This window comes from Thermococcus aciditolerans, assembly GCF_008152015.1.
Lineage (GTDB): Archaea > Methanobacteriota_B > Thermococci > Thermococcales > Thermococcaceae > Thermococcus > Thermococcus celericrescens.
The window spans coordinates 628083-650629 of sequence record NZ_CP041932.1 but is presented as its reverse complement, the minus strand read 5'-3'; the positions used below and the strand labels follow the sequence as shown (position 1 = coordinate 650629).

The 22547-nt window shown below is 56.0% G+C and carries 29 protein-coding genes and 1 tRNA gene; 12 read left to right on the top strand and 18 right to left on the bottom strand.

Annotation, left to right across the window (positions count from 1 at the left end):
* Positions 1 to 7: 7 nt before the first annotated feature.
* Together FPV09_RS03560 and FPV09_RS03555 are read right to left on the bottom strand one after the other, a co-directional pair.
* The gene (locus tag FPV09_RS03560; protein WP_148882406.1) at positions 8 to 730 is read right to left on the bottom strand and encodes a hypothetical protein; all 723 of its coding nucleotides are present in this window, start codon (positions 728 to 730) and stop codon (positions 8 to 10) included.
* The gene (locus tag FPV09_RS03555; protein WP_148882405.1) at positions 727 to 1575 is read right to left on the bottom strand and encodes a hypothetical protein; all 849 of its coding nucleotides are present in this window, start codon (positions 1573 to 1575) and stop codon (positions 727 to 729) included. The genes FPV09_RS03560 and FPV09_RS03555 overlap by 4 nt, the downstream gene beginning before the upstream one ends.
* Before the next feature lie 27 nt (positions 1576 to 1602).
* Here FPV09_RS03555 and FPV09_RS03550 point away from each other — a divergent pair, with 27 nt between their 5' ends.
* Positions 1603 to 3528, top strand: coding sequence for an arginine--tRNA ligase (locus FPV09_RS03550; RefSeq protein ID WP_148882404.1), 1926 nt, complete (start codon positions 1603 to 1605; stop codon positions 3526 to 3528).
* On the opposite strand, the gene FPV09_RS03545 is transcribed toward FPV09_RS03550, so the two are convergent.
* Positions 3529 to 4602 carry an AAA family ATPase gene (locus tag FPV09_RS03545; protein WP_148882403.1) on the bottom strand — a complete coding sequence of 358 codons (1074 nt, stop codon included), beginning with the start codon at positions 4600 to 4602 and terminating at the stop codon, positions 3529 to 3531.
* A gap of 94 nt (positions 4603 to 4696) precedes the next feature.
* On the opposite strand from FPV09_RS03545, the gene FPV09_RS03540 reads away from it, so the two are divergent.
* Positions 4697 to 5578 carry a dihydrodipicolinate synthase family protein gene (locus tag FPV09_RS03540; protein WP_148882402.1) on the top strand — a complete coding sequence of 294 codons (882 nt, stop codon included), beginning with the start codon at positions 4697 to 4699 and terminating at the stop codon, positions 5576 to 5578.
* Positions 5579 to 5638: 60 nt separating this feature from the next.
* Here the strand turns inward: FPV09_RS03540 and prf1 are convergent, their stop codons facing one another.
* The 5 genes from prf1 to FPV09_RS03515 all read right to left on the bottom strand — a co-directional run bounded on the left by prf1 (position 5639) and on the right by FPV09_RS03515 (position 8928).
* Positions 5639 to 6886, bottom strand: coding sequence for a peptide chain release factor aRF-1 (prf1, locus tag FPV09_RS03535; RefSeq protein ID WP_148882401.1), 1248 nt, complete (start codon positions 6884 to 6886; stop codon positions 5639 to 5641).
* A 101-nt stretch (positions 6887 to 6987) separates the two neighbouring features.
* The gene (locus FPV09_RS03530) at positions 6988 to 7224 is read right to left on the bottom strand and encodes a pro-sigmaK processing inhibitor BofA family protein (RefSeq protein WP_148882400.1); all 237 of its coding nucleotides are present in this window, start codon (positions 7222 to 7224) and stop codon (positions 6988 to 6990) included.
* A 92-nt stretch (positions 7225 to 7316) separates the two neighbouring features.
* A complete protein-coding gene (locus tag FPV09_RS03525; RefSeq protein ID WP_148882399.1) occupies positions 7317 to 7877 on the bottom strand; it encodes a hypothetical protein in 561 nt (186 codons plus the stop codon).
* Positions 7878 to 8080: 203 nt separating this feature from the next.
* Positions 8081 to 8479: a hypothetical protein gene (locus tag FPV09_RS03520; RefSeq protein ID WP_148882398.1), complete on the bottom strand. Its 399-nt coding sequence runs from the start codon at positions 8477 to 8479 to the stop codon at positions 8081 to 8083.
* A 41-nt stretch (positions 8480 to 8520) separates the two neighbouring features.
* Positions 8521 to 8928, bottom strand: coding sequence for a class III signal peptide-containing protein (locus tag FPV09_RS03515; protein WP_148882397.1), 408 nt, complete (start codon positions 8926 to 8928; stop codon positions 8521 to 8523).
* 120 nt (positions 8929 to 9048) lie between these two features.
* Between FPV09_RS03515 and FPV09_RS03510 the strand changes: the two genes are divergently transcribed.
* Positions 9049 to 9621, top strand: a complete 573-nt coding sequence (locus FPV09_RS03510; protein ID WP_168194722.1) for an IS630 transposase-related protein — start codon at positions 9049 to 9051, stop codon at positions 9619 to 9621.
* Here the strand turns inward: FPV09_RS03510 and FPV09_RS03505 are convergent.
* From FPV09_RS03505 to FPV09_RS03495, 3 genes are read right to left on the bottom strand one after another with little or no spacing between them, the layout of a single operon-like run.
* Positions 9611 to 10900: a site-2 protease family protein gene (locus tag FPV09_RS03505; RefSeq protein WP_148882396.1), complete on the bottom strand. Its 1290-nt coding sequence runs from the start codon at positions 10898 to 10900 to the stop codon at positions 9611 to 9613. The two genes, FPV09_RS03510 and FPV09_RS03505, sit on opposite strands and share 11 nt — an antisense overlap.
* 39 nt (positions 10901 to 10939) lie before the next feature.
* Positions 10940 to 11341, bottom strand: coding sequence for a DUF126 domain-containing protein (locus FPV09_RS03500; protein ID WP_148882395.1), 402 nt, complete (start codon positions 11339 to 11341; stop codon positions 10940 to 10942).
* Between the two features lie 10 nt (positions 11342 to 11351).
* Positions 11352 to 12512 (bottom strand): aconitase X catalytic domain-containing protein, encoded by a 1161-nt coding sequence (locus tag FPV09_RS03495; protein WP_148882394.1) that lies wholly within the window; start codon positions 12510 to 12512, stop codon positions 11352 to 11354.
* 91 nt (positions 12513 to 12603) lie between these two features.
* Here FPV09_RS03495 and FPV09_RS03490 point away from each other — a divergent pair.
* The 9 genes from FPV09_RS03490 (at position 12604) to FPV09_RS03450 (ending at position 18450) form a co-directional block, all read left to right on the top strand.
* Positions 12604 to 12681, top strand: a tRNA-Met gene (locus FPV09_RS03490).
* A gap of 126 nt (positions 12682 to 12807) precedes the next feature.
* Positions 12808 to 13821, top strand: coding sequence for an LAGLIDADG family homing endonuclease (locus FPV09_RS03485; protein WP_246112308.1), 1014 nt, complete (start codon positions 12808 to 12810; stop codon positions 13819 to 13821).
* On the top strand, positions 13790 to 14245 hold the full coding sequence (locus FPV09_RS03480) for a 30S ribosomal protein S15 (RefSeq protein ID WP_014012099.1): 456 nt from the start codon (positions 13790 to 13792) through the stop codon (positions 14243 to 14245). The genes FPV09_RS03485 and FPV09_RS03480 overlap by 32 nt, the downstream gene beginning before the upstream one ends.
* Positions 14246 to 14285: 40 nt before the next feature.
* Entirely contained in the window at positions 14286 to 15716 is a 1431-nt protein-coding gene (locus FPV09_RS03475; protein WP_148882392.1) for a DHHA1 domain-containing protein, read from the top strand.
* Positions 15706 to 15966: a KEOPS complex subunit Pcc1 gene (locus tag FPV09_RS03470; protein ID WP_148882391.1), complete on the top strand. Its 261-nt coding sequence runs from the start codon at positions 15706 to 15708 to the stop codon at positions 15964 to 15966. Before FPV09_RS03475 ends, FPV09_RS03470 begins: the two co-directional genes overlap by 11 nt.
* 15 nt (positions 15967 to 15981) lie before the next feature.
* Positions 15982 to 16584 carry a 30S ribosomal protein S3ae gene (locus tag FPV09_RS03465; protein WP_014012096.1) on the top strand — a complete coding sequence of 201 codons (603 nt, stop codon included), beginning with the start codon at positions 15982 to 15984 and terminating at the stop codon, positions 16582 to 16584.
* 119 nt (positions 16585 to 16703) lie between these two features.
* Complete coding sequence (locus tag FPV09_RS03460; RefSeq protein ID WP_148883657.1) at positions 16704 to 16964, top strand: hypothetical protein; 261 nt, start codon at positions 16704 to 16706, stop codon at positions 16962 to 16964.
* Positions 16949 to 17269, top strand: coding sequence for a PIN domain-containing protein (locus FPV09_RS03455; protein ID WP_342781728.1), 321 nt, complete (start codon positions 16949 to 16951; stop codon positions 17267 to 17269). The genes FPV09_RS03460 and FPV09_RS03455 overlap by 16 nt, the downstream gene beginning before the upstream one ends.
* A 125-nt stretch (positions 17270 to 17394) precedes the next feature.
* Positions 17395 to 18450 (top strand): SPOUT family RNA methylase, encoded by a 1056-nt coding sequence (locus FPV09_RS03450; RefSeq protein WP_148882390.1) that lies wholly within the window; start codon positions 17395 to 17397, stop codon positions 18448 to 18450.
* Between the two features lie 132 nt (positions 18451 to 18582).
* Here the strand turns inward: FPV09_RS03450 and FPV09_RS03445 are convergent, their stop codons facing one another.
* The 7 genes from FPV09_RS03445 to FPV09_RS03415 all read right to left on the bottom strand — a co-directional run bounded on the left by FPV09_RS03445 (position 18583) and on the right by FPV09_RS03415 (position 22455).
* Positions 18583 to 19305: a DUF92 domain-containing protein gene (locus tag FPV09_RS03445; RefSeq protein WP_148882389.1), complete on the bottom strand. Its 723-nt coding sequence runs from the start codon at positions 19303 to 19305 to the stop codon at positions 18583 to 18585.
* Between the two features lie 78 nt (positions 19306 to 19383).
* The gene (locus FPV09_RS03440) at positions 19384 to 19833 is read right to left on the bottom strand and encodes an Lrp/AsnC family transcriptional regulator (protein WP_058939531.1); all 450 of its coding nucleotides are present in this window, start codon (positions 19831 to 19833) and stop codon (positions 19384 to 19386) included.
* Between the two features lie 157 nt (positions 19834 to 19990).
* Positions 19991 to 20305: a MazG nucleotide pyrophosphohydrolase domain-containing protein gene (locus tag FPV09_RS03435; protein WP_148882388.1), complete on the bottom strand. Its 315-nt coding sequence runs from the start codon at positions 20303 to 20305 to the stop codon at positions 19991 to 19993.
* A gap of 2 nt (positions 20306 to 20307) precedes the next feature.
* On the bottom strand, positions 20308 to 20685 hold the full coding sequence (locus FPV09_RS03430) for an ArsR/SmtB family transcription factor (RefSeq protein WP_058939529.1): 378 nt from the start codon (positions 20683 to 20685) through the stop codon (positions 20308 to 20310).
* 81 nt (positions 20686 to 20766) lie between these two features.
* Positions 20767 to 21138 carry a Mov34/MPN/PAD-1 family protein gene (locus FPV09_RS03425; protein WP_148882387.1) on the bottom strand — a complete coding sequence of 124 codons (372 nt, stop codon included), beginning with the start codon at positions 21136 to 21138 and terminating at the stop codon, positions 20767 to 20769.
* A gap of 37 nt (positions 21139 to 21175) precedes the next feature.
* Entirely contained in the window at positions 21176 to 21556 is a 381-nt protein-coding gene (locus FPV09_RS03420) for a RidA family protein (RefSeq protein ID WP_148882386.1), read from the bottom strand.
* Positions 21557 to 21651: 95 nt separating this feature from the next.
* Complete coding sequence (locus FPV09_RS03415) at positions 21652 to 22455, bottom strand: DUF2666 family protein (protein WP_148883656.1); 804 nt, start codon at positions 22453 to 22455, stop codon at positions 21652 to 21654.
* Positions 22456 to 22547 lie beyond the last annotated feature (92 nt).

Below are 22547 nucleotides of genomic sequence, written 5' to 3'. Positions count from 1 at the left end.
GGTTGGGTCATGTTTCTTCGAGCTCGGCATCGCCCGCCCACAGGAGAAAGCCCTCAGCCTCGTCCGAATATTCCAGATGTATCCTGGCGGTTATCGATATCGACAGGCTTCCGAAGGAGTGTTTTCCTCCTGATACCTCCAGAGTGCCGTCAGGATACGCTACAAGGGCCACCACCAGGGTCTTTCCGTGCCACACTGTGCGTGCCCTTACGTACACAGGCAGTTCTTCTTTTGTAGTGTTCCCACCGAACACCCCCGGAAGCTCTAGGGGGAACGAGAAGCGCCACACAACGTCTTTCCCGGAGGTGTACCTCTCCTGCAGTTCCAGCCCCAGTTCCCCTGCCATGGAGAAAACCTCGTCCTCAATGAACCCCATGACCTCTTCCTCCACCTTCCCGCGGACCAGGGGAAGCACCGTCGATGGAACCGATGAGAGATCGACAACCGCCACGTATCCCACAACCCCGTCTTTCAGAGACACGCTCACGCCGGCCAGCCGCGAGAGGTTTCCCATGTCGCGGGCGAACCCAGTGTACGAGTACTCCGTTATGGTGTACCTCACCTCTGCAGGGCCGTAAGAGATGGCATTCACCTGTGTTCCTTCGGGGCTCCATTTGTCGGGGGCCGTGGACGGCACAAGGGTTCGGGGTTCGTCCATTGTGGCCACTGTTAGGATGAAAACCAGCGCCATCACCGCGAGGATGGCACCGATGATTTTCAGCGCCCTCATTTAACCACCCCGGCCACGCTCTCCGCGTCCGACACCAGAGAACCGTCATGGAGGTTCCAGTCGATCTCGACCTCGACCTCAACGAACTCGAGGGGACGCAGCACGATCCTCCGATGGTAGTCCTCGGGAACGGCGACTATAACAATGCCATAGCCGCTGGTTGATTGGATGAGGTATTCACGTATCTCCACTTTCACATTCCCCAGCTCAACGGTGCCGTACTGGGTCCTGAACGTCCCCACAGGATATCTTGCGTACAGTTTTTTAAGCATCATCCCGTCCCTTTCCTTCCACTCCCCTTCCGAGATTATTGGGAGCCCCATTTTATTCAACATCTCTGCGACTTCTGAATCAAGGGTGTCTTTTATCTCCTTCTCAAGAACGGCCGCCAAAGCCCTCCTGGCCGGCACATCTGACGTGTCTATCCATCCAACCGCCATGGTGGTAAAATCGGGAGTTTCCATGGATTCACTGATGTTGAGAAATTCAAAAAGTCCCTCCAGCTCTTTCATCCGTCTGTTCTCATAAGTGGGTTTTCTGAAGAGCATTATTCTGTAGGGAATTTTCACAAGGGAAAACCCATGAATCGAAAGTTCGTAGGTTTCGGAGTATCCCTCCCCCGTTTTGACCCACCCCAGTGCTTCGGCCTCCTTGGTCATGGCTTCCAGCTTTCCTGTGGTCTCAACCTGCTCTTTTTCCCCGATGCATCCAGCCGAGGACACCAGAAGGACCATTACGAGCAGGACGGCGACCCTCTTCATACCAAATCCCCTAAATAGAAAATCCTTCAGGTTATTATCGTTTTCCATCTCCCCGCCGCCACCACGCAAAACTTTATAGTCCATATCCCAAATCACGACCGGTGGTGTGAGATGGGATACGGCGAAGTTAAGGAGAAAATGAAGCTCATCCTTCAGGAAACCCTTGAGGACATGCTGAAAGAGGCAGGGAAGGAATGGAGCGGAGAGATAACGTTTGATGACACCCCAAACATCGAGCTCGGCGACTTTGGGACGGCGGTTTCCTTTCAGCTTGCCCGGGTCTTCAGGAAGGCGCCAAAGCTCATAGCGGAGGAGCTTGCGGAGAGGCTCGGTGGGAAGCTCCCCGAGGAAATCTCAGAAGTCAGGGCGGTCAACGGCTACATCAACTTCTACCTGAACTACGGCACCTTCGGACGGGAGCTCGTCCGCGAGATACTTGAGAAGAAAAACGCATACGGCGAGAGCGCGCTTGGGGATGGGAAGAAGGTCATCGTCGAGCACACTTCCGTGAACCCGACGAAGCCGCTCCACATGGGACACGCCAGGAACTCGGTTCTCGGCGATACGATGGCCCGCATAATGCGGAAGCTCGGCTACACCGTCGAGGTTCAGAACTACATAGACGACCTCGGCGTCCAGTTTGCCCAGGTTCTCTGGGGTTACCTGAACCTCAAAGAGGAATTCGACAGGATCGAGGCGGAGATGAGGGAAAAGGGCCTCAAGGAGGACTTCATTGACCACGTTATGGGCCTCCTCTACGTCGAGGTGAACAGGCGCATAGAGGAGAACCCCGATGTTGAGGGGGAAGTTCGTGAGCTGATGAAGAAGCTCGAGGAGGGGGACAACGAAATAGCGGAAATCGGCAGAAAGCTCGCGGAGAGGGTTGTCAGGGCGCAGATGCTCACGACCGGCCGCATGAAGATAACCTACGACCTCCTCAGCTGGGAGAGCGACATAATGAGGAGCGGCATCTTCGGCGAGGCTTACGAGCTCATCGAGGCCAACGAGAACTTCTTCTGGGCAGAGGAAGGGAAGTATAAGGGAGCGTTCGTGATGGACCTCAGAAAGCTCTTCCCGGACATGAAGAACCCATTCCTCGTCCTCAAGAGGAGCGACGGGACGGCGACCTACACCGGCAAGGACATAGCCTATCACCTTTGGAAGTTCGGTAAGGTCACCGCCGACATGCTCTACAAGCCGTGGGAGAACGAAGAACACGAAACCTGGACGACCGCCCCCGATGGGAGAGCGATGCCCGGAAAGTTCGGAAAAGCTGATGTGGTCATCAACGTCATCGGTGCCGAGCAGAAGCACCCCCAGATGGCCATCAAGTACGCCCTCCAGCTGCTCGGCTTTGAGGACTCCGCCGAGAACTTCCACCACCTTGCGTATGAACACGTTGTCCGCGAGGAGGGCAAGTTCTCGGGCAGGAAAGGAACCTGGGTCGGTTTTACCGTCGATGAGGTTCTCAACGAGGCCGTTCAGCGTGCCAGGGCCCTCGTGGAGGAGAAGAACCCCGGCCTGAGTGAGGATGAGAAGGAGCACATAGCCGAAGCCGTCGGAGTCGGCGCCGTCCGCTATAACCTCGTTAAGTACAGCCCGGACAAGGTGATAACCTTCCGCTGGGACGATGTTCTCAACTTCGAGGGAGACAGCGCCCCCTACGTCCAGTACGCCCACGCCAGGTGTGCGTCCATCCTCAGAAAGGCCGCGGACGGTGGCATTGAGACCGACTGGGAGGTCCTCATGGAGAGGGCGGACTTCTCGAGGCTCACCAACAGGGAAAAGGAACTGGTAAAGCTCCTCGCCAAGTTCCCGGAGATTGTGGAGCAGGCGGGCAGGGACGTCAAGCCTCACCTCATCCCGTGGTACGCCAACGAGCTCGCCTCGCTCTTCAACAAGTTCTACATGGACCACCCCGTGCTCAAGGCGGAGGAAGGAATACTGGAGGAGCGCCTGCTGCTCGTCCTGGCGACGAAGCAGGTGCTGAGGAACACGCTCGAGCTTCTCGGAATAGAGGCGCCGGAGAAGATGTGATCACTCCCTCAACACTTTTTCCACCACGGGGTCTACTATCAGGTACTCCCCGTTCTCCTTCTTTATCCACCCCATCTTTTCCAGGTTCCTGATAAGGCTGCCCAGCCTGGCGTTCGTTATGGGGCCGCTCTTTGCCTCCACGTAGTCCTTTATTTTGGACCACCTGTGTAGTCCAATGGATACCGCGCGCAGAATGAGGGCGTACCTTGGGGAGCGCCTTTCAAGTTCAAGAAGCTCCTCCCGTATCATGTTCCTCGCCTTTGCTATCGTGGTTTCCAGGGCCTTTTTGGGGTCTCCTTTTTTCCAGTAATTGAATCCAAACTCAACGAGCCATCCGGGTATTCCATCCAGCTCGTCAACGGCCCTTTTGATGTCATCCTGCGGTACGTTCAACCCAACCTCCGAGAAGCCCACCCTAAGGAACTCCTCGGAAAGCTCCCTTGGAAACGGTCTGACCTCAACCTCCTCATAGATTCTTCCGTAGAGGGGGCTTGAGTAGTCATCCAGCCCCAGAAAGTCGTGGAGAAGTCCAACCTCCGAGCCGGTGAATACGAAACTCAGGTTCGGCATTGAGTCATAGGCGTGGGCTATGCCAGCCAGCAGGTCCTTTCCGCCCCGGGAGCCGTAGAATCTCAGATACTGAGCCTCGTCAAAGGCCAGGATGACTTTATGGCCTGTCCGTTCCCCAATCCCGTTGATAATCTCAAGAACGTCCATGAACCCCATATCCCGGGGTTTGATCTGAATTCCCCCAAGGTTCACCTTCTCAACGCTCATACCCCTGAGGAATCCAAAACGGCCCCTTCCCAGGAGTATCCTCCTGAGTTCGTCCGTCATTACTGGGGCGCTTATGCTTCCGCTTCCGGCCGCGTAGAGCCGGCGGGCATCGAGGTAGAGCCCGATTCCGGGATATTCGTTGAGGGCCGCCTTTAGAAGGGAGCTCTTACCCACGCGGCGGATTCCTATGATGAGGGTTATCGGGTACTCCCCCATACCCCTGAGGATGGCTTCAAGTTCCACCTCTCTGTCAAACATCTCTCCCCTTCTCTCCTTTGGTCTTGGGTCAAAGAGCATAGGTACCGCCCCCGATACTTGGTATCGGTACCGATACTTAAAAACTTCCCGGAACCCTAAAATACCCCATTCCCCCAGAATCTTCGGTGATTCCATGCGCGGTGTTATAGTGCCCCTTGTAACGCCCTTCAACGAGGACTACTCCATTGACTTTCCCGCCCTCGAGGAGCACATCGAGTTTCTCCAGAAGGTCGGCGTCCACGGGATATTCATCAACGCGACAACCGGTGAGTTCACGAGCCTGAACCTGAACGAGCGGAAGCTCCTCGCCGAGAGGGGCAGGGAGCTGGTCAAGTCGGCGTTCTACCTGGTCGGTACGGCCTCCTCGAACACCGTTGAGGTCGTTGAGCTTACGAAGCACGCCCAGGACATAGGGGCCGACTACGTCGTGATAGCGCCCCCCTACTACTGCCCCCTGAACGACGACGCCCTGTTCACCCACTACTCGACCGTGGCCGAGAGTACGGATATTCCGATCATCCTCTACAACATCCCCTCCTGCGCCAACCCGCTCAGCGTTTCCCTCATCAAGCGCCTCGCCCTCGAGTATTCGAACATCTCAGGTGTGAAGGAGACGATTGACAGCGTAAACCATATCAGGGACGTTATCCTCGAGGTCAAAGGGGAGAGGAATGACTTCATGGTCTTCACCGGCCTCGACCAGCACTTCCTGAACACGCTCGTTCTGGGTGGGGACGGGGGGATAATGGCCTGCGCCAACTTCGCCCCTGAGGTTCACCTGGCCCTCTGGAAGGCGTTCCATGAGAAGCGGTTCGAGGATGCTTTTGAGCATGCCAGAAGGCTGGCAAAGCTGTCCAGGGTCTACGACCTTGCCTCATCCTTCGGCTCCGCGATAAAGCTCGCCATGTCGCTCCGCGGCTTCTCAATAAAACCCGTCCTCAGACCCCCGTACATGATGGATGGAGACGAAGTGAAGGAGGATATAAGAAAGCTGCTCGCCGAGGTGCTGGGCTGAGTTCAAGCGTCCTTCCTGAATTCCCCGTGTGATTGAAGAAAAAAGAAGACGCACAGGAACTCACTGAATCTTGTACCTCAGGAACGCGGCGATTCCGCCGAAGGCCTTGTAGAACTGCTGGCCCTCCTCGGTGTCGAGGGAGATGACCTCCACCTCGGAGCCGGATTCCTCCGCCATTTTTATTAGCTCCTCCGCGACGTCCCACTTCTCGAAGCTGAGGTTCTGACTGCCGCACTTGGGGCAGTGGGTGAGCTTTTTCTTGTAAACGTGGAACTCGGACTCGCTCATGGTTTTGAGCTCTTCCCAGCCGCAGCTGTTGCACTTGACCTTGACCCTGACCCTGTCGTAGCCCTCGCTGATGAGGAGCGTATCGACGGCGCCGAGCTCCAGGGCCTTCCTGACTTCGTTCTCACCGTACGTTATCATCCCGGTGTCCTTGACGAGGTGCCTGAAGAAGTTCTGTATGAGGTGGCGCTCCTTTATGGCCTCGTGGTCTTTGAGGATGTCGCTGGCCTTCTCGACGAGCTCCTTGAGGCCGTAGGCTCCGCTGTAGCTGATGTCAACGACGCCGATTATCTTCTTCCTGAGCTCGTGGTGGAGGTACTCGCCGTCTATGAAGTCCTCCTTGGTCGGTCCGGGGCCGCCTATGATGATGCCCCTCAGCTCGCCCTTCTCCAGGAGGGGGAGGAAGGCCTTGTTGGCGTGCTCAGCGATGCGCTTCATGAACTCGTGGGTCTCCTGCTCACGGATGCGCTCGTAACGCCTGGCCGACTGACCACCGGCCCTCGTCTTGCCCGGGACGTTGGAGGTCAGCTCGTCTATGACGTCAATGCGCTTTCCGCGGAGGACTCCGATGGTGGCCTCGTTCTTCTCAACGGTTATGAGGCCGTAGGCGTCCTTGACGCGGAGCATCTCCTCCAGCGGCTCGGTGATGAAAGTCTGGTCGCATCGGTAGAGCCGGACCTTGAGGGGTTCGGGCGGGATTATCGCCCAGAGCTTTATGTCGCTGACGCCCTCCTGCTCGCTGACGTTTCCGACGAAGAGGGCCAGGCCGGTCTCGGGGGTCTTGCGGTAGAGCTTGAGGTGCTGCATCGCCCTCTCAAGGGCGCCGAGGACGTTCTTTCGGGTTGACTTGCTCTTGATGTTCTGGGCCGTCCCGTACTCCTCCCTCAGCTGCTGCATGACCTTGTTGAGATCATAACCCGCGGGGACGTAGAGGCTCACCAGTTCGGTGGCTCGACCTCGATAACCCTTCAGTTCCTCGACCTTCTTCTTGAGTTCGTACATTTCAGCTGACTTGTGAGACATGAGCATCACTCCCCTTCAGAACGTTTTTCGGCCGGTTTTCCCCACCTGAGAATGAAAAAAGCAGGGAATTTATAAAAGTTTAGGAATGGGGGAAGATTCAGCTAGAACCATGAGATTATTATGAGGGCTATGACGCCCAGGATTCCTCCTATAGCAACCACCAGAACGTTCAGCGCCGTCAGCGGCACGTCTGAAATGCCTATCCAGTTCGTGAACCACAGGATAATCAGGCCGATTATCGCGTTGGCCAGGAGGTACCTGATTATGGCAAAGCCTACCTTGACCACCACCATGATGGCCAGGAACAGGAAAAACAGCAACAGCAACTCTCCAAGCATGGTATCACCTGAAGTAGTTAAAACGAACGGGCTTATTAATCTTTCGCAACATAAATGGAATGATGGGAAAAATACATCAATTCGATTTCAGCTTATGGAAGTTTTTCAAGGGCCTCCCTCGCTATCTCCCCCAGCGGCACCCACTTCCTGCCCTCGAACGGGAGTATAACCTTATCCTCGACGCCCACGAGCTCCTCGATGTAGGGCCTTGCCTCCGTCATACCGAGCCCTCCCGCCATGAGTGCCGCGAACCCCTTGAGGTTCCGACCGCCCTCAACCAGCGCCCTGATTATATCGTCGCTTACCTCCGCCCGTAGCGCCCTCACAGCTCCTCCAAACCGCCTGGCGAGCTCGTAGGAGAGCACCATGGCGTTTTCCTGGACGTACGGGTTCCTATCTAGGGTGAGGGTTACAGCCTTTGGGAACACCGTCCTCAGCCGGCCCTCCAGGAGGTCGCCCCTCCGCTCGGCCACCATTCCGAGCAGCAGGAGGGCATCTCCCCTGATCCCGGGAGAGCTTTCATCTAGGAGTTCGATTAAACCCTCCAGGGCTTTTTTATCCTTTATAACGATTGCCAGCGCTTCATCAAAGCGCTCCTCTTCGATGAGCTTTTTGATTTTGCCCCTCTTGGAGCCGAAGGAAAAGAACCCCATGGCAGTCACCTTAAGGGAATAGTTGCCGCAGGAACGTTAAAGGTTTTTCGTTGCTATCTCCAAGGCGCGCTATTCGCATAGGGGTATCACAACCAAACTGGAAACAGGGAATACAAAATGCAGAATAAAATACCTAGGGATCTTTATAATCCCAAACGGCGCCAACATATTCTACTCTGAACGCCCATCGACTTTACAGGCCTTCAATCTGCCCCAAGCGAGCAGATTATAACCTCGCACGCGCCCGCGTTGCCGTTCATGCAGTCGTTGTAGATTTCCTCGAGGGTCTTGCCATCCGTTGAATAATCTATAACCCCTGAGTGGGTACCGCTGTATGATGTCCCATCAACACTGCAGGTGGTTTCGCCGTTCGACTCTGAGAGGGTCACGGTTTTGGATTTGAGTTTCTCCCAGAGCCCGTTGGCCTTCAGCTGGACGACGATGTACTGGGCATCGTTCTGGAGCTGGAGAATGTTCACCTGCTCGCCGGTCTCTATGGTGTGAGGGAGGACACCGCGGTTATACGCAAAGAGCGTCACGAAAACGAGGATGAACATACTCGCAAGCATGAAGAGGTATTCGAGAGAAGACTGGGCACGCATTGTGACCACCTGAGAAAAGAGTTAAAAACGCGCCCTCGGCGTCAGCCGAGGTCTATCAGAATGTAACAGTAGTTTTCATTTCCGGACATACAGTTGTCATATACTGTCTTAAGTTTGGGAGTGCTTCCAATCAGATCCTTGTATTTATCCGCATTTGTTGCGGTACTATTAACAAGTGGGGTGCCTGATGTATTTTTAATAACAATAGTCTTATTTCCATTGTCTCCCCAGTCCACTGTATAATCATCATCCCATGCGTTTCTTCCAACCAAGTTGCTCTTAGCCAGCTCCGCCTGAGCCTGGAGCTGGGCGATGTTCCCCTGCTCGCTGGCCTGCTGGCCGCTCTGTCCAACATACCTAACAGCAATCAAGATTATAACCAGGGCCGCCGCGATCATGAACAGGTACTCGATGGCGCCCTGACCCTTCTTCCTTCTTAGCCTAAACATTTTCCGACACCTCCGGGGAGTTACTTCACCCTATTTTAGGCCCGAAAAAACTTATATAGCTTTCTGCCCAAATTTAGGGGAAGCATACTCAATATTGCGGAAACCTCAAGGGGTGGTCCCGTGGAATTGGTAAGTATCCAACACGACTCTGCGAGCGTTGAAGATTGTACAAGGAACGTCGTACTCCAGTCGGAGGAAATCCTGTCACGTCGCCAGGGCTTCATATCATCCGCGAAGATTAATCTGGCCTTTGGAGCTTTTATGAACCTTACCGTTACGATGCTGGTCGATCCGCATCAAGATATGGCAAAGGGGGTCATAGCTGAGTACTCAACAGGTAAGAGCAGGGCTGACGCGATAGCAAAGGCCGTTGAGAAGGTGAACCTGAAGCTCCCGCCCGGTGCGTCCGTTGTCGACTTCGAGATAGGGACGTACATCACGCCGGTCACGAGGAGAACCTACGCGGTCGCGGTTGCCGTCTACAACGCCCCCCTGGAGAGGCGGCCGCTGAACGAGTGCACCGTTGAGGAGCGCAGGCGGCTCCTGGGGCGTGTTCTTGAGGAGTTCAACTACAACCCCCGCGTCCTCAACATCTCCGAAATAGCGAGGATGTTCGGGGTCTCGAGGGACTCGATATACTACGACATCGAGCAGATACTCAAGGAGAAAAAGAAGGGGCGGGTCAGCCGGTAGCGCTTATCGGGGCAGGGGTTGCGGAGAGTATGAAGAGCACCAGCGCCGCCAGCGCCAGGGCCATCCTCTTCTTCGATATTGGGGACACCTCGTCGAGGGCGCCGGGGTTGCCCATGGCCCCCATCATGAGGACGAGGATTCCCCATATCAGCCATCCTACCCAGAGGAAGCTCATGCCTATGAGCACGAGCCCGACGGCCGTGGTCAGGTAGCGGTGTGTTCTCTCGCCCAGGAACGCCCTCGCTATGTGGCCCCCGTCAAGCTGGGCCGCGGGGATGAGGTTCAGGAAGGTCACCAGTATCCCGACCCAGCCGGCTATTGCCACCGGATGGAGGAACACGACGCTGTTCTCGGGGAAAGTCACCACGTACTTCTCAATGAGCATGAAAAAGAGGTTCTCACCGAAGGTTATCCCTCCCGCTGGTGGCACCATGCTGATGGGAACCGGAACCGACAGCTTTAACCCTATTATGCTGACGGGAATGGCAACGAGAAAACCCGCTATTGGGCCGCTCACGCCGAGGTCGATGGCGGCGTCCCTCGTTGGCAGGGGGGATTTCACCCTTATCACCGCGCCCATCGTTCCGAGCATGCTGGGGAACGGGATGAAGTAGGGCATCGTGGCGCGGACGCCGTGGTAGGCCGCGGCTATTTTGTGGCCCAGCTCGTGGGTTCCGAGTATCGCCATGACGCTTATTGAAAATGCCAGCGCGTTGACGTAGGGGTTTCTTATCCCAGGTAGACCGTATTCGTCGAGGAGGGAGATGTAGCTCAGGGAGAGCCAGTACCCGGCGAGGAACGTGGTGAATATCGTCGCGATTAAGAAGACCCAGGGGAGCCAGCGGTTGTCCTCCTTGACCTCCCCGGCGGGGAAGACGTAGAGGAGAACCTTTCCCCCGCGCCTCTTGAGGGCCGCCCAGTAGCCGAGCTCCTCGAGCTCCCTCAGGACCCTTTCAAAGTCTCCCTCCAGGACATCCCTGACCTCAAATGTGAAGACGTTGCCCTCGACCCCGCGGGGCTCGATGACGTAGAACTCACTCAGCTTCGCCGCTACAGCCGGTGGAAGTGCCGCTGGATGAACGGCGTGGAGAGGAACGCGCTGGGAGACGGATGGTTCGTTCGGGGCTCCGGGGATTTCGGCGTTTTCGGCCCCGGCCTCAAAGCCCACCAGAACCATGTCGCCGCCGCACGCGGGGCAGCTTCTCTCCAGAACCGGCTCGCTGGAGTCGACGACCTCCCTGCGGCCGCACCTGACGCACTCGTAAATTCCCCTCGACATTTTTCCTCCCAGAATAAAGAGTCGAGAGGGGTTAAAAACCTACTCCCCGGGTTCGGGAACCTCCACCTCCCCGGAGTCCGCATCGACCTTAACGCGCTCCCCGCTCCTCAGCCTCGAAACATCGATGCCATCGACCATGGGGATGCCGGCTATTATTGCACCCGTCGCGACTATGGTCTCAGCTTCGCCGACGATTATGGCCTTCGGTGCCTTCCCGCTCTTTTTCAGGGCATAGATGACGTAGGAACCGACCGTCGAGCCCTTCCCGCGGGGGAATGCTAGTATCTTCCCGGCTATGCTCTGCCCCCTTATGTCGCTCTCCGCATCGGTGACGATGCCCGTTTCGGGGTCAACACCGCCGAGGAACGAAAGGGCTTTCCTGGAAACTATCAGCTCTCCTTCTGCCTTTCCCCCGACTATCTTCCTTCCCTTGAGCTTCATTCCCGCCACCTCACGGCGCCTCCCTTATCAAGTTCTCTGCATCGTCCAGCCTGACGCTGAATCCGAATGAGCGGAAGTAAAACGCGGATTTTCCGCTGTTGGTGGCTATACCCGAATACCATCCCTTTATCGGGGAGACAACGAAGCAGACGTCCGCTATTATTCTCCCGTTGTAGCGCTCTATTATCTCAGTGTAGCCAAGGGCATCGGCCAAAGCCTTGACCGCGCCGCTTGCCGTGATGAACAGGGGTATCCTGAGGGGCCTCCCGCGCATCCTGAGGAGCTCCGCAATCTCCTTCACCTCGCCAAGGGATGCGTGGGGGCAGCCGATGAGGATCATGTCTATGTCCGTCCAGTCGTCCCTGAACTCCTCCCGTACGGCCCGAATATCTGAATCCTCAACGGTTATCGTCTCAAGTTCCTCCGCTATTGCGGTGCGGTACTCGGGGGTCTCGCCCTCCACGTGGTAGAGCGCTATCGACCCGCTCGCTGCCATCGCCGCTCCCATCTCCTTGAGGAGCTCGGTTCTCTCGGGTTTTAGTCCCCTGAGGTAGGGCACATCGTTGCCGAGCGTCCTGCCCAGGTGGTAGCCGAGGGCCGCGTAGTCAACGAAGGTTTCCACCTCCGCGTCAACGTTGACCACTACCGTCGCTTTCCTGTTCTCGTCCAGGTGGAGGCCGTAGTTGGGAGTCTTGCCGACTATCGCGGCGGCCAGGCTCGAGGGGCCGCCTTCTCTGTTCGTCCTTGCGCCCAGGATGGAGTTGGCGAAGCTGACGGCAGAGCTTTCGCTCCATGCTATGTGGTCGCCGAACTTCGGAAGGTTCGCGCCGTAGTACGGGGTGCAGGTTGAGGTGATCTCGATTCCCATCCTCCTGTAGAGCTCGAGAACTTCCCTCTGCTTTTCCATAAACTCATCGTCGCCTATGCCCGCGGGGTTGAGGGTCGTGTAGACGCTGACCTTTGCGCCGGCGTCGGCGAAGTCCCTCAGGAACTCCATCCCCGCATCGCCGATGTTCTTGTAGGAAACGCCTGCAATCTGGGCGCTCTTTATCGGAATGAGTCTCTCAGCACCGTAAATTTCCCCAAGGGCGACGAGTATCTCCATCGCCTTCTGGAGGGCGTAGCCGTACTCCCCCGCCAGAATCAGCTCCTCCTCTTTAGTCAGGTACATAACACCACCGGGGGGATTGGGGTGAGGTGGGTTATAAATCCCTCCCGTAAAATTTATAAACCCTGCACGGTTCACTAACTACGGGTCGAGCAGCGGGGTGGGGCAGCTAGGAGTGCCCGCCGGGCTCATAACCCGGAGGTCGGAAGTTCAAATCTTCCCCCCGCTACCAGCTTATTTCTGTGCATTGCTGTTCTTGTGTGGTGTTTAATGTCACTTTTCTGCCATAGGGCTCTTGAACCTATTTCCCCGGAGACGAAATATTTTTATGGTTCTGCCGTTACTGCTATCGATAGTCATGCGGCGAATTAAGGACCTAGATATTGATGAACTTCATGAGATCGTAGAACGTGTGAAGGCACTGCGTTCTGAGGGACACAGCTATGGGAGAATTGTCGGGATGATTTCTGACGAATACAATGTCCGACTCTCAAAGGCAACTGTGATTCGTTGGTCTAAAGGTACGCATAGCCCGTTTAACAGAATCAGAGCCATTTCCATGGAACCCTCCCCCGAGCTTTCCTACATAATCGGTGTTTACCTGGGAGATGGTAGCATCCACATGAAGGGCAACGGGCGATACGTAGTTAAACTTAAGGTCATTGACCGGGAATTTGCGGAAGAGTTTGCTAACGCTTTAGAAAAACTCGGGATTAGGACCGCGATGGGATTTGAAAGGGACTCAACCCGCGTGGATAGATTTTACGTGGAAGGGAGCAATAAGACCCTATTTCAGCTCCTGAGTGGCCCTCGGGAGAGGCTGTTTTCTCTGGCCGGCGAATATCCGGCGGAATTCCTCAGGGGGTTCTTTGATAGTGAGGGGTTCCCTACAATATCCGCTGGAAAGACCTTTACAGTGCAGGTTGCCGCAGTCAACTCGGATCTGGTGGTTTTGGAGTTCGTTAGAAAGCTGTTGGGAGCACTTGGAATAATCTCCAAAATATCCAGACTGTATTCAAAGGGGCATAGAGTCGTTATCCGCGGTGAGGAGTACTCGTCAAACGTTGATATGTTCATCCTATGGATTTCCCGCTTTGGTGACGTCATGCGGTTTGCCAAAGAGATTGGTTTCACTGCGGGGAGAAAAGAAGCAAAACTCAGGCGGGCGATTGAATTAAAACTTCATTATCCAGACAGGAAGGCCGTGAGTCTATGGCATGAGGAGTACGAGAGGGGAAGCAGGGGATACGTCCTAAGGGCAAACCTTTTTAAACCTCCCCTCAATTCCCAACGCGAAGGGGCGGCTGGCGGGAGCTGGCCGTCACCGGGAGGTGTATGGTATGGCAAGGATACACGCGAGAAAGAGGGGTAAGTCTGGTTCTAAGAGGCCACCGAGGACCGCTCCGCCGACCTGGGTTGAGTACACGGCGGAGGAGGTTGAGGGGCTCGTTGTTAAGCTCAGGAAGGAAGGCTACAGCGCTGCCATGATAGGAACCATCCTCAGGGACCAGTATGGAATCCCGAGCGTCAAGCTCGTCACCGGCAAGAAGATAACCAAGATCCTTGAGGAGAACGGCCTCGCGCCGAACATCCCGGAGGACCTCATGGCTCTCATCAGGAAGGCCGTCAAGCTCAGGAAGCACCTCGAGATGCACCCGAAGGACAAGCACTCAAGGCGCGGTTTGCAGCTCACCGAGAGCAAGATCAGGAGACTCGTCAAGTACTACAGGAGAACCGGCAAGCTCCCGGCCAAGTGGCGCTACGATCCGGAGCAGGCTAAGCTCCTGGTCCGCTGATCCCTTTCCTTCTTCTTAAACCTGCGGTGGTGAACCTGCCGTGGATAGAGGGGCGTTTTTGGAGCGGGCCAGGGAAGGCGCTGAACTGATCAGAATGCACATTGAGTTAGGGCACACCATCCGCATAGTCTCCCACCGCGACGCGGACGGCATAACCGCCGGGGCAATCTTGGCCAGGGCGGTGGCGCGCGAGGGCGGGACCTTCCAGCTCAGCATCGTCAAACAGGTGAGCGAGGAGCTCATCAAGGATCTGGCCGCTGAAAAGCACAGGATATACGTCTTCAGCGACCTGGGGAGCGGCTCGATGGGTCTCATCGAGAAGTACCTTGAAGGCGCCACGGTCGTTGTTGCGGACCACCATCCACCCGAGAGGGACGGGTTCTCCACGGAGTCCCACGTTCTCGTTAACCCAGTCCCCTTTGGCGCCAACAGCGTCCGCGATCTCAGCGGTTCAGGTGTTTCCTACTTCGTCGCCAGGGAGATGAACGAGAAGAATCGGGATCTGGCCTATATCGCCCTCGTCGGCGCCGTCGGCGACATGCAGGAGATAGACGGCACGTTCCACGGCATGAACACGGACATCATAGATGACGGAAAGAATCTCAGCATCCTGGAGGTTCGGAAGGAACTTCGCCTCTTCGGGCGCGAAAGCCGGCCTCTACGCCAGATGCTGGCCTACTCCACCAACCCGGAGATTCCCGAGGTAACTGGCGATGAGCGGAAGGCCATAGAGTGGCTCCGCGCCAAGGGCTTCGACCCGGACATGAGGTACTGGCAGCTCCGCGAGGAGGAGAAGCGGAAGCTTCACGATGCACTGGTGATACACCTCATCAAACACGGCGCCCCCAAGGAGGCCATAGACCGGCTCATTGGGGACGTGGTGGTAAGCCCGCTCTACCCGGAGGGCGACCCGAGGCACGAGGCGAGGGAGTTCGCCACGCTCCTCAACGCCACCGGCAGACTGAACGCCGGGACGCTGGGAGTTGCGATATGCCTCGGTGACGAGGATGCCTACAGGCGCGCCTGGAAGATGCTTGACGATTACAAGCGGGAACAGATAGAGGCCAGGAAGTTCATAATCCAGAACTGGAGCATGGCGGACGAGGGAGAGCACGCCTACGTCTTCTACGCAGGCAGGAGCATCAGGGACACTCTCGTCGGCATCGCCGCCAACATAGCGATAAACGCCGGGCTGGTTGACCCAGAGAAGCCGGTTGTAGTGCTGGCCGACAGCGACGAGGACGAGAGCCTCGTGAAGGGATCCGCAAGAACCACGGAGAGGGCCCTTGAGAAGGGCTACCACCTCGGCGATGCACTGCGTGAGGTCGCGGAGAAGCTCGGCGGAGAGGGCGGAGGGCATGCGATAGCCGCTGGAATCCGCTTCCCGAGGGACAGGATCGAGGAGTTCATCAAACTCTTCAACGAGGCCCTTGGAAGGCAGCTCCGGGAGGGAAAATTCAGTGAGGGTTGAGGCCAGGGTGGAGATGGTCTGGCACTACGGCGATCCGAAGAGGGCGGAGGCCATAGCCCGGTCCCTCGAAGTGGACAACGCGGGCATTCCGGATGGCCTAAAGAAAAGTTTAAATGTGCTGACCCGATGGGAAAATGGGGACGTCATAACAAAGGTTAAATACTCGGGTGAGATTGAAACACTCATCAAAGCGCTGGACGATTTGGTGTTTTCAATCAAAATCGCCGAAGATGTGACCGAAAAGGTGTGAAGTGGAGGTGTTAAGATGGCAAAAGTTAACCCAAGGAAGAAGGCTGCCGCTACTAAGGACAAGTGGAAGAGCAAGGAGTGGTATATAGTTTACGCTCCGGACTTCTTCGGGAGCAAGGAGATAGGCCTTACCCCGGCCGACGAGCCGGAGAAGGTCATAGGAAGGGTCATCGAGACCACCCTCAAGGACCTCACCGGCGACTTCACCAAGGGCCAGGTCAAGCTCTACTTCCAGGTCTACGACGTCAAGGGCCAGAACGCCTACACCAAGTTCAAGGGCCACACCCTCTCGAGGAGCTACATAAGGAGCCTCGTCAGGAGGAGAACCACCCGCGTTGACGGTATCTACAACGTCACCACCAAGGACGGCTACAAGCTCCGCGTCATGGGTATGGTCATCGCCTACAGGCGCATCCAGACCAGCCAGGAGAGGGCCATAAGGGAGATCATCAGGGACATCATCTACAAGAAGGCCGAGGAGCTTAACTACAAGGACTTCGTTCTCGAGGCTGTCAGCGGCAAGATGGCCGCTGAGATGGCCAAGGAAGCCAGGAAGATCTACCCGATCAAGAGGGCCGAGATCAGGAAGATCAAGGTTCTCGCCGAGCCAGAGGCCTGAGGGCCTCACCCCTAACATTTTAACATCGTTCCCTTTTCTGGAGTTAATTTGAAGTTTTGATGGGTGCATCCGCCAAACTTTTTAAGTTTGTAGTTCGATTAGATGTAGGGGTGGATGTTATGGAATCTGCCACAAAACATGTTCAGACAGAGATAGATGAGAGTCTTTATCTCATGCTGAAGATGATAGCCATCCGGAAGAGGGAGCCCCTGAAGGAGGTTTTAAGGGAGGCCATAGAGAGGTACATAGAGGCAGAGGAGAACACTCTAACCAAGAACCTTAAAAGCGACCCGATATGGAAGCTGGTTGGCAGGGGGGAACTTGAGGAAAACGCCAGCGAGAGCGAAGACTGGGGGACCGTGGAATGGGAAAGCGAATAAGACCGGAGATTATCTACCTTGACACAAGTGCTCTCATAGCGCTTTTTAATTCGCGGGACAAAAACCATCAAGCCGCGGTGGCCTTTCTGGAGGACTCCCTTAAAATGGGTGCGGTGTTTCTTCTCTCCCGACCGGTGCTCGTTGAGTACCTGAACGGACTAGCAAAGCGGGTGGGAAAAGATGTCACTAGGGAACAGTACGAGGCCATTACCTCCAGCAGGTTCATATACATGGAAAACGAAACCGAAAAAGACTGGTCACGTGCATGGGAGCTCTTTTTAAGTACCGGGACAGCAAAGGGATAGACATCTTCGACTCCCTCAGCTTTGCTATAATGGAGAGGCTTGGTCTGAGGAGGGTTTTTACATTTGACAGCGATTTTGAAGTTCACGGATTTGAGAGACTTCCATAGCGGAGAGGAGGTGCGGTCATGAAGTTTCTCGTGAAGACTCAGAAGGGTATGGAGGGCGTTGCGGCCAATTACATCGGGGAGGCGCTCCCGGACGCAGAGGTTTGGATCTCTCCGATGGGCTATTACGGACTCGTCATCGTGGAGACTGGGGACGAGAACGCGGCCGAGGTGATGCTCGGCATTCCCGAGATCGAGAGGGTCATTCCCGTTCTCGCGGAGGTTCCGGCCGAGCTTGAGAGGATCGTTGAAACCGCCGAGAAGGTAGCCCCGCTCATAGGGGAAAACGAGACCTTCGCAGTGAAGACAAAGAGGCGCGGAAAGCACGGGTTCTCAAGCATCGACGTCAACAGGGAGCTCGGGGCAAAGGTGCGCGAGCTCACGGGCGCCGACGTGAACCTCAGCTGGCCGGACAAGGTTGTTCAGGTTGAGATAATCGGAGACAGGGCATACGTTTCGGTTCTCCCGGGCGAGGAGTTCAGGAAGTTCACTCCAGACAAGAGGGACGCCAGGGAGCTCTTCCGCAAGGTCACGGTGGTCCAGATGCCGTACTGGGGAGGCTACAAGGTCTGCCGCTCCTTTGGGGAGAAGATCGGAAGGGCCGCCCAGGCCTTCGAGGTGAAGGAACTCATAATAGCCCCGAAGGGGAAGATGGATGCCCTTGAGCTGGCCGAGTTCATCAAAGGGGTCAGGGTTGGTCAGGAGAGCAGGCACAGAATACAGCGTGAGAGCTATCCATGGAAGGTTGAGAAGGTTCCCGTCAGCGTGTGGGACCTTTATCAGGTAGTTCGCGACAAAAGGAGGGACAAAAGGCTCCTCATAATAACGGACCCCAAGGGCCCAACCGTGGCACAGGTTGGAGAGAGGCTTGCGCGCGACATGTTCCACGCGAAGGAGGTCGTGGTGTTCATTGGCTCCCGAGAAGGGATTCCGAGGGGTCTCTTCAGGTTCGCGGATTACGTTATCGACCTTGCCCCGTACATGACCTTTGCCACCGAGCACGGCATTCCGGCCGCACTCGTGTCCCTCTGGGAGGTTTACGAGGAATACACAGGGAAGCGGGAGGAAAAAACCTGAGTTTTTCTTTAATTCTTCAATTCTTGAATTATGCTTTGGCGAGGCGTCAGACCCTAAGGTCGTCCTCACCGTTCGGGAATCCGCCGTAGTCATCATCCGCCAGGGGAGGATTCCCTTTGAGGTTTTAAAATCTCACGCCCCTCCGTTGAGGAGGTAGAACAGGCCAGCGCCCACGAAGCCGCCCAGGAGTGAGGCCAGGAAATTGGTGGAGTTGTTGTTGGTGATGCCCTCGTTCTCCAGGGTGGCGCCTATGAGGCTGTCCAGATTGACCCCGATGAAGCCGCCCAGAGTCACCGCGAGGAGCATGAGGCCCTTCTCCGCGGTCAGGGGGAGGGCAAACAGTGCTATCGCCAGCGCTCCGGCAAGGGCAAAGAACTCGCCTGCCCATGACACGGCGCCATTGGTTCCTGGCCTGGCGGGTTTAAAGTTGGTTATCAGTTTCGGGCTCCTCCCGAAAACCTTTCCGAGCTCGCTGGCAAGGGTATCCCCGTTTGCGGTTGCAATGGCCGCGAACGTCGCCGCCCAGAAGACATCCATATGGGACAGCTGCTCGAAGACTAGGAAGATGGCGGCAGCGAGCCCGTTTCCAAGGACGTTGCCCCAGCCCCGGACTCCGTTTCTGCTCTGGGCCGTGCCGAGTCTGACCTTCTCCATAAACCGGTACTTGGTTGCAAGAACGCCGATGACAACGAAGGCCACCATGGCCAGGAACGGATAAATCCCGCCGAGCTCTATGACAACAAGCCCTAGCACCGCCGCTGCGACGGCACCCTTTGCGTCGAGGGCCTTGAATCGGTACGAGCCAAGGCCCAGCCCAGCGACCACTGCCAAGTCCATGGCGATTCTTTCGAGCATCGTTGCCACCTTGGGAAGAAGTGCTGCGGTGCGTTTATTATTCTTTCTCTCGGCGGTTGACGAAGGAAGTAAGGGAAATCAAAGAACCTCGAACTTGACGGTCTCTGTGACGAATGTTATATCCAGAGTATCGATTCCGGGTATCTTCCTGGAGACCTCTGAGATGATCTTTTCGAGCTCCTTCATGTCCTTTGGCCCGACTATGTGTATGACCAGGCTGTGGGAGCCGATGGCGCGCTGGATGATCTTGATGTTCTCGTCCTCAACCAGGGTGGGGATTATCTCGTCGATGTTGACCGACGGCTTGACGGTTATTCCAAGGATCACATGGACGTAGCCGAGGGCATCGTAGTCGGGTATAACGGTGTACTTCTTTATGACGCCGTTCCTCTCGAGACGGTCCATCCTCCTGGATATTCTCTGTCTGGTGGTACCGAGAATCTCGGCGAGCTCCTTGTAAGTAAGGCGGGCGTTCTTTGAGAGGAGCTTTAAAATGCGGATGTCTATTCCGTTTATTTTATCCGCCATCCCTTCACCTCCGGGTGCTTTTATCCTAGTTTGGCCATTCGATTATAAAAATGTTTCTATAAGTTGGATTATTTCTAACCCCTCGGTCACTCCACGGAGGTAGTATATGCGTAAAACTTGGTTATACAGTGAAACCAGTTGTTACAGTGAAATATCTTTATTTTTCTGAGTCTTCATCGGATTCTTTCCATCTGTTTCCATCGCGGACCCGGTACTTTTTCACACTTTTCTCCAGCGCAGTGAGGAGGTCGACACCGTAGTAGTTCGCGATGCAGGCAAGTGCGAAGACCACGTCGCCAATTTCCTCCTCCAGACGTTCCTTCTCCCCCGTGCCTTTTACACCCTCGACCTTCAGAAGCTCGTCAGCCAGCTCACCGACCTCCTCTACCAGCGCCGCGAGCATTTCGAAGGGGCTCCAGTAGCCGCCGAACTCCCTGACGAGCCTGTCAACTTTTTCCTGGTGCTCGTTCACGGTCACACCAGCCCCTCACGGACCTTTGTGAGATACTCCTCGAGCACATCTTTGTTGGTTCTGTAGAAGTGCATCTTGCCCTCCTTGCGCTCCTCGATCAGGTTTAGGGCCTTTAGGGTACGGAGGTGGTGGCTGACCAGGGTCTGGTCCTGCTCGAGTATCTTGGATATCAGGCACACGCACATCCAGTTATCCTTCAGAAGCTTGAGTATCCTGAACCGCAGGGGATTGGATATCGCCTTGAGGAACCTCATCGTTTCGTCATCGACGTGGATGTCCACTTCCCTGTCGAGGTCGGGTATGTTGCATGTCTCAAAACACTGCATCACTGTCCTCTTCTGTTTCTCGTCCAGCTTGTCCAGGACGTCACGCACCTTCATGTCCAACACCAAAACTCTTAGTGCGGCCCACCTTTTTAAGAATTTTCACATGAACGAGCGTCGATCCCTTGCGCGGTGGCCTCAGTCCACTATCTCCATCCTGATGCGCTCGCCGCTGCTCAGGTACGCTCTGACAGCGTCTTCCGTAAAGGGATACGCTATTATCAGGTGAACGCCTCCGAACTTCGAGAAGAAGTGGAGGTCCGCCTGGGAGGGCCTGGCGCTCGGCCCCGGATGTGAGTGGACGGTTCCCTTTATGCTCTCGTCGTAGGGCAGCATCCAGGTGTCGAAGAAAGCCGAGCTCGTGCCGAAGTGTGGGTTGGGGGCTATGAGAACCTCCTCGAAGACCCCGTCCTTCTCCCTCAGGAAACCAGCGAACTCGTTTGGGTAGAACTCGCGCGCCAGCTCCAGCAGGTATTCGAGCAGCTCTCTCCTTATTCTCACGACTTCCATGCTTTCACCTTCTTGGTCTATGAAAATAGGAAAAGACTCAGAGGACGGCGATGGCCTCTATCTCAACCGCCACGCCCTTAGGTAGGTTTGAGACCTCAACAACCGCCCTGGCAGGCTTGGAGTTGGAGAAGTAGCGGTTGTAAACCTCGTTGAATCTGGCATAGTCACCCATGTTCCTGATGTAAACCGTGACCTTCACCACGTTCTCGGCGCTTCCCCCCGCGGCCTCGACCACCGCCAAGAGGTTCTCAATCGCCGTCCTGGCCTGCTCCTCTATGTCCCCGTCCACAAGTTCCCCGGTTTCGGGGTTTATCGGTATCTGTCCGGAGACGAAGAGGAGCCTTCCTTCCGCAATGATCCCCTGGCTGTAGGGACCTATCGGCTTCGGGGCCCTCTCAGTAAAGACGGTTTCCTTCATTCTTCCACCTCCAAAGAGGAATCAGCGAAGCGAAGACTCCTCATTGCGGCTGGGGCACCGCTCGGGTGTCCTCGGCTTCATCACTTCCCTCAGGTTCACTTCTTCTCCAGGTACTTCTCAAGGCTCTTGGCCGGGACATCGAGGGGCAGGCCTATCTTCTCCAGGGCCTTCCTCAGGGCGTAAACACGAGCATGCTCAACGAACGGCTTGGGAGCGTAGTTCTCGGCCGGGAAGTGCAGGTACTTCTCAACGACCGCCGGGATCTCGGCCTTTCTAACCTTCTTGAACTCCCCGAACCATGCGTCTATTCCATCCACGTCGATGCCCGCGTAGACGGGGAGCTTCAGGGTTATGCTCTCGTTTATGCCCGCGAGGAGCCTTGCGACGTCCGCCATCGGCGTCTTGTCGTCGATTATGAGCCTCCGGACGGCCCTCCACTTGCCGTGCTCCGCGCTGAGGTGGAACGCCGTAAAGTTGACGTGGTCCTCGTTGTACGGGAAGACTATCCTGACCTCGCTCAGCGGCCCCTCTGGGTAGTCCACGGGGGCTTTCTTGGAGAGAACCTCCCTGACGAGGAGCGCCTTGGCGACGTCAACGAGGTGCTTCCTGAGCTTCTTGTCGTCCTCGAAGACGAGCTGGCCCAGCTTCCTCGCGGTTCCCGGGGATTTGAGCGCTACGACAGCATCGCTCAGGTTCTTCTGCGCCAGCTCCTCGGCGAGGCTCGATATTCCCGCGACGTTCATGACCTCCGTGAGGTACTCAGGTATCTTCGCGTTGACCGTGTTGGCGATGCTCGCTATGAAGTGAGCCACCTTCTCATCGTCCATATCGAGGAGCCTGTCCGCCACCTTCCAGTTCCCGTGATGCGCCGTAAACACTATCTGATCCTCTACCCTCATCGCTTTCACCATTCATTATGGATTCTATGCACTATTTTAGCTTTTTCTCAGGTGCCTCAAAAAAGTTATAAATCGCCCCGAGCATTCAGAGT

Coding starts and splice junctions, on each gene's coding strand:
- FPV09_RS03560 (WP_148882406.1), bottom strand. CDS start 730: ATGAGGGCGCTGAAAATCATCGGTGCCATCCTCGCGGTGATGGCGCTG.
- FPV09_RS03555 (WP_148882405.1), bottom strand. CDS start 1,575: ATGGACTATAAAGTTTTGCGTGGTGGCGGCGGGGAGATGGAAAACGAT.
- FPV09_RS03550 (WP_148882404.1), top strand. CDS start 1,603: ATGGGATACGGCGAAGTTAAGGAGAAAATGAAGCTCATCCTTCAGGAA.
- FPV09_RS03545 (WP_148882403.1), bottom strand. CDS start 4,602: ATGCTCTTTGACCCAAGACCAAAGGAGAGAAGGGGAGAGATGTTTGAC.
- FPV09_RS03540 (WP_148882402.1), top strand. CDS start 4,697: ATGCGCGGTGTTATAGTGCCCCTTGTAACGCCCTTCAACGAGGACTAC.
- prf1 (WP_148882401.1), bottom strand. CDS start 6,886: ATGTCTCACAAGTCAGCTGAAATGTACGAACTCAAGAAGAAGGTCGAG.
- FPV09_RS03530 (WP_148882400.1), bottom strand. CDS start 7,224: ATGCTTGGAGAGTTGCTGTTGCTGTTTTTCCTGTTCCTGGCCATCATG.
- FPV09_RS03525 (WP_148882399.1), bottom strand. CDS start 7,877: ATGGGGTTCTTTTCCTTCGGCTCCAAGAGGGGCAAAATCAAAAAGCTC.
- FPV09_RS03520 (WP_148882398.1), bottom strand. CDS start 8,479: ATGCGTGCCCAGTCTTCTCTCGAATACCTCTTCATGCTTGCGAGTATG.
- FPV09_RS03515 (WP_148882397.1), bottom strand. CDS start 8,928: ATGTTTAGGCTAAGAAGGAAGAAGGGTCAGGGCGCCATCGAGTACCTG.
- FPV09_RS03505 (WP_148882396.1), bottom strand. CDS start 10,900: ATGTCGAGGGGAATTTACGAGTGCGTCAGGTGCGGCCGCAGGGAGGTC.
- FPV09_RS03500 (WP_148882395.1), bottom strand. CDS start 11,341: ATGAAGCTCAAGGGAAGGAAGATAGTCGGGGGAAAGGCAGAAGGAGAG.
- FPV09_RS03495 (WP_148882394.1), bottom strand. CDS start 12,512: ATGTACCTGACTAAAGAGGAGGAGCTGATTCTGGCGGGGGAGTACGGC.
- FPV09_RS03485 (WP_246112308.1), top strand. CDS start 12,808: ATGCGGCGAATTAAGGACCTAGATATTGATGAACTTCATGAGATCGTA.
- FPV09_RS03480 (WP_014012099.1), top strand. CDS start 13,790: ATGGCAAGGATACACGCGAGAAAGAGGGGTAAGTCTGGTTCTAAGAGG.
- FPV09_RS03465 (WP_014012096.1), top strand. CDS start 15,982: ATGGCAAAAGTTAACCCAAGGAAGAAGGCTGCCGCTACTAAGGACAAG.
- FPV09_RS03460 (WP_148883657.1), top strand. CDS start 16,704: ATGGAATCTGCCACAAAACATGTTCAGACAGAGATAGATGAGAGTCTT.
- FPV09_RS03455 (WP_342781728.1), top strand. CDS start 16,949: ATGGGAAAGCGAATAAGACCGGAGATTATCTACCTTGACACAAGTGCT.
- FPV09_RS03450 (WP_148882390.1), top strand. CDS start 17,395: ATGAAGTTTCTCGTGAAGACTCAGAAGGGTATGGAGGGCGTTGCGGCC.
- FPV09_RS03445 (WP_148882389.1), bottom strand. CDS start 19,305: ATGCTCGAAAGAATCGCCATGGACTTGGCAGTGGTCGCTGGGCTGGGC.
- FPV09_RS03440 (WP_058939531.1), bottom strand. CDS start 19,833: ATGGCGGATAAAATAAACGGAATAGACATCCGCATTTTAAAGCTCCTC.
- FPV09_RS03430 (WP_058939529.1), bottom strand. CDS start 20,685: ATGAAGGTGCGTGACGTCCTGGACAAGCTGGACGAGAAACAGAAGAGG.
- FPV09_RS03425 (WP_148882387.1), bottom strand. CDS start 21,138: ATGGAAGTCGTGAGAATAAGGAGAGAGCTGCTCGAATACCTGCTGGAG.
- FPV09_RS03420 (WP_148882386.1), bottom strand. CDS start 21,556: ATGAAGGAAACCGTCTTTACTGAGAGGGCCCCGAAGCCGATAGGTCCC.
- FPV09_RS03415 (WP_148883656.1), bottom strand. CDS start 22,455: ATGAGGGTAGAGGATCAGATAGTGTTTACGGCGCATCACGGGAACTGG.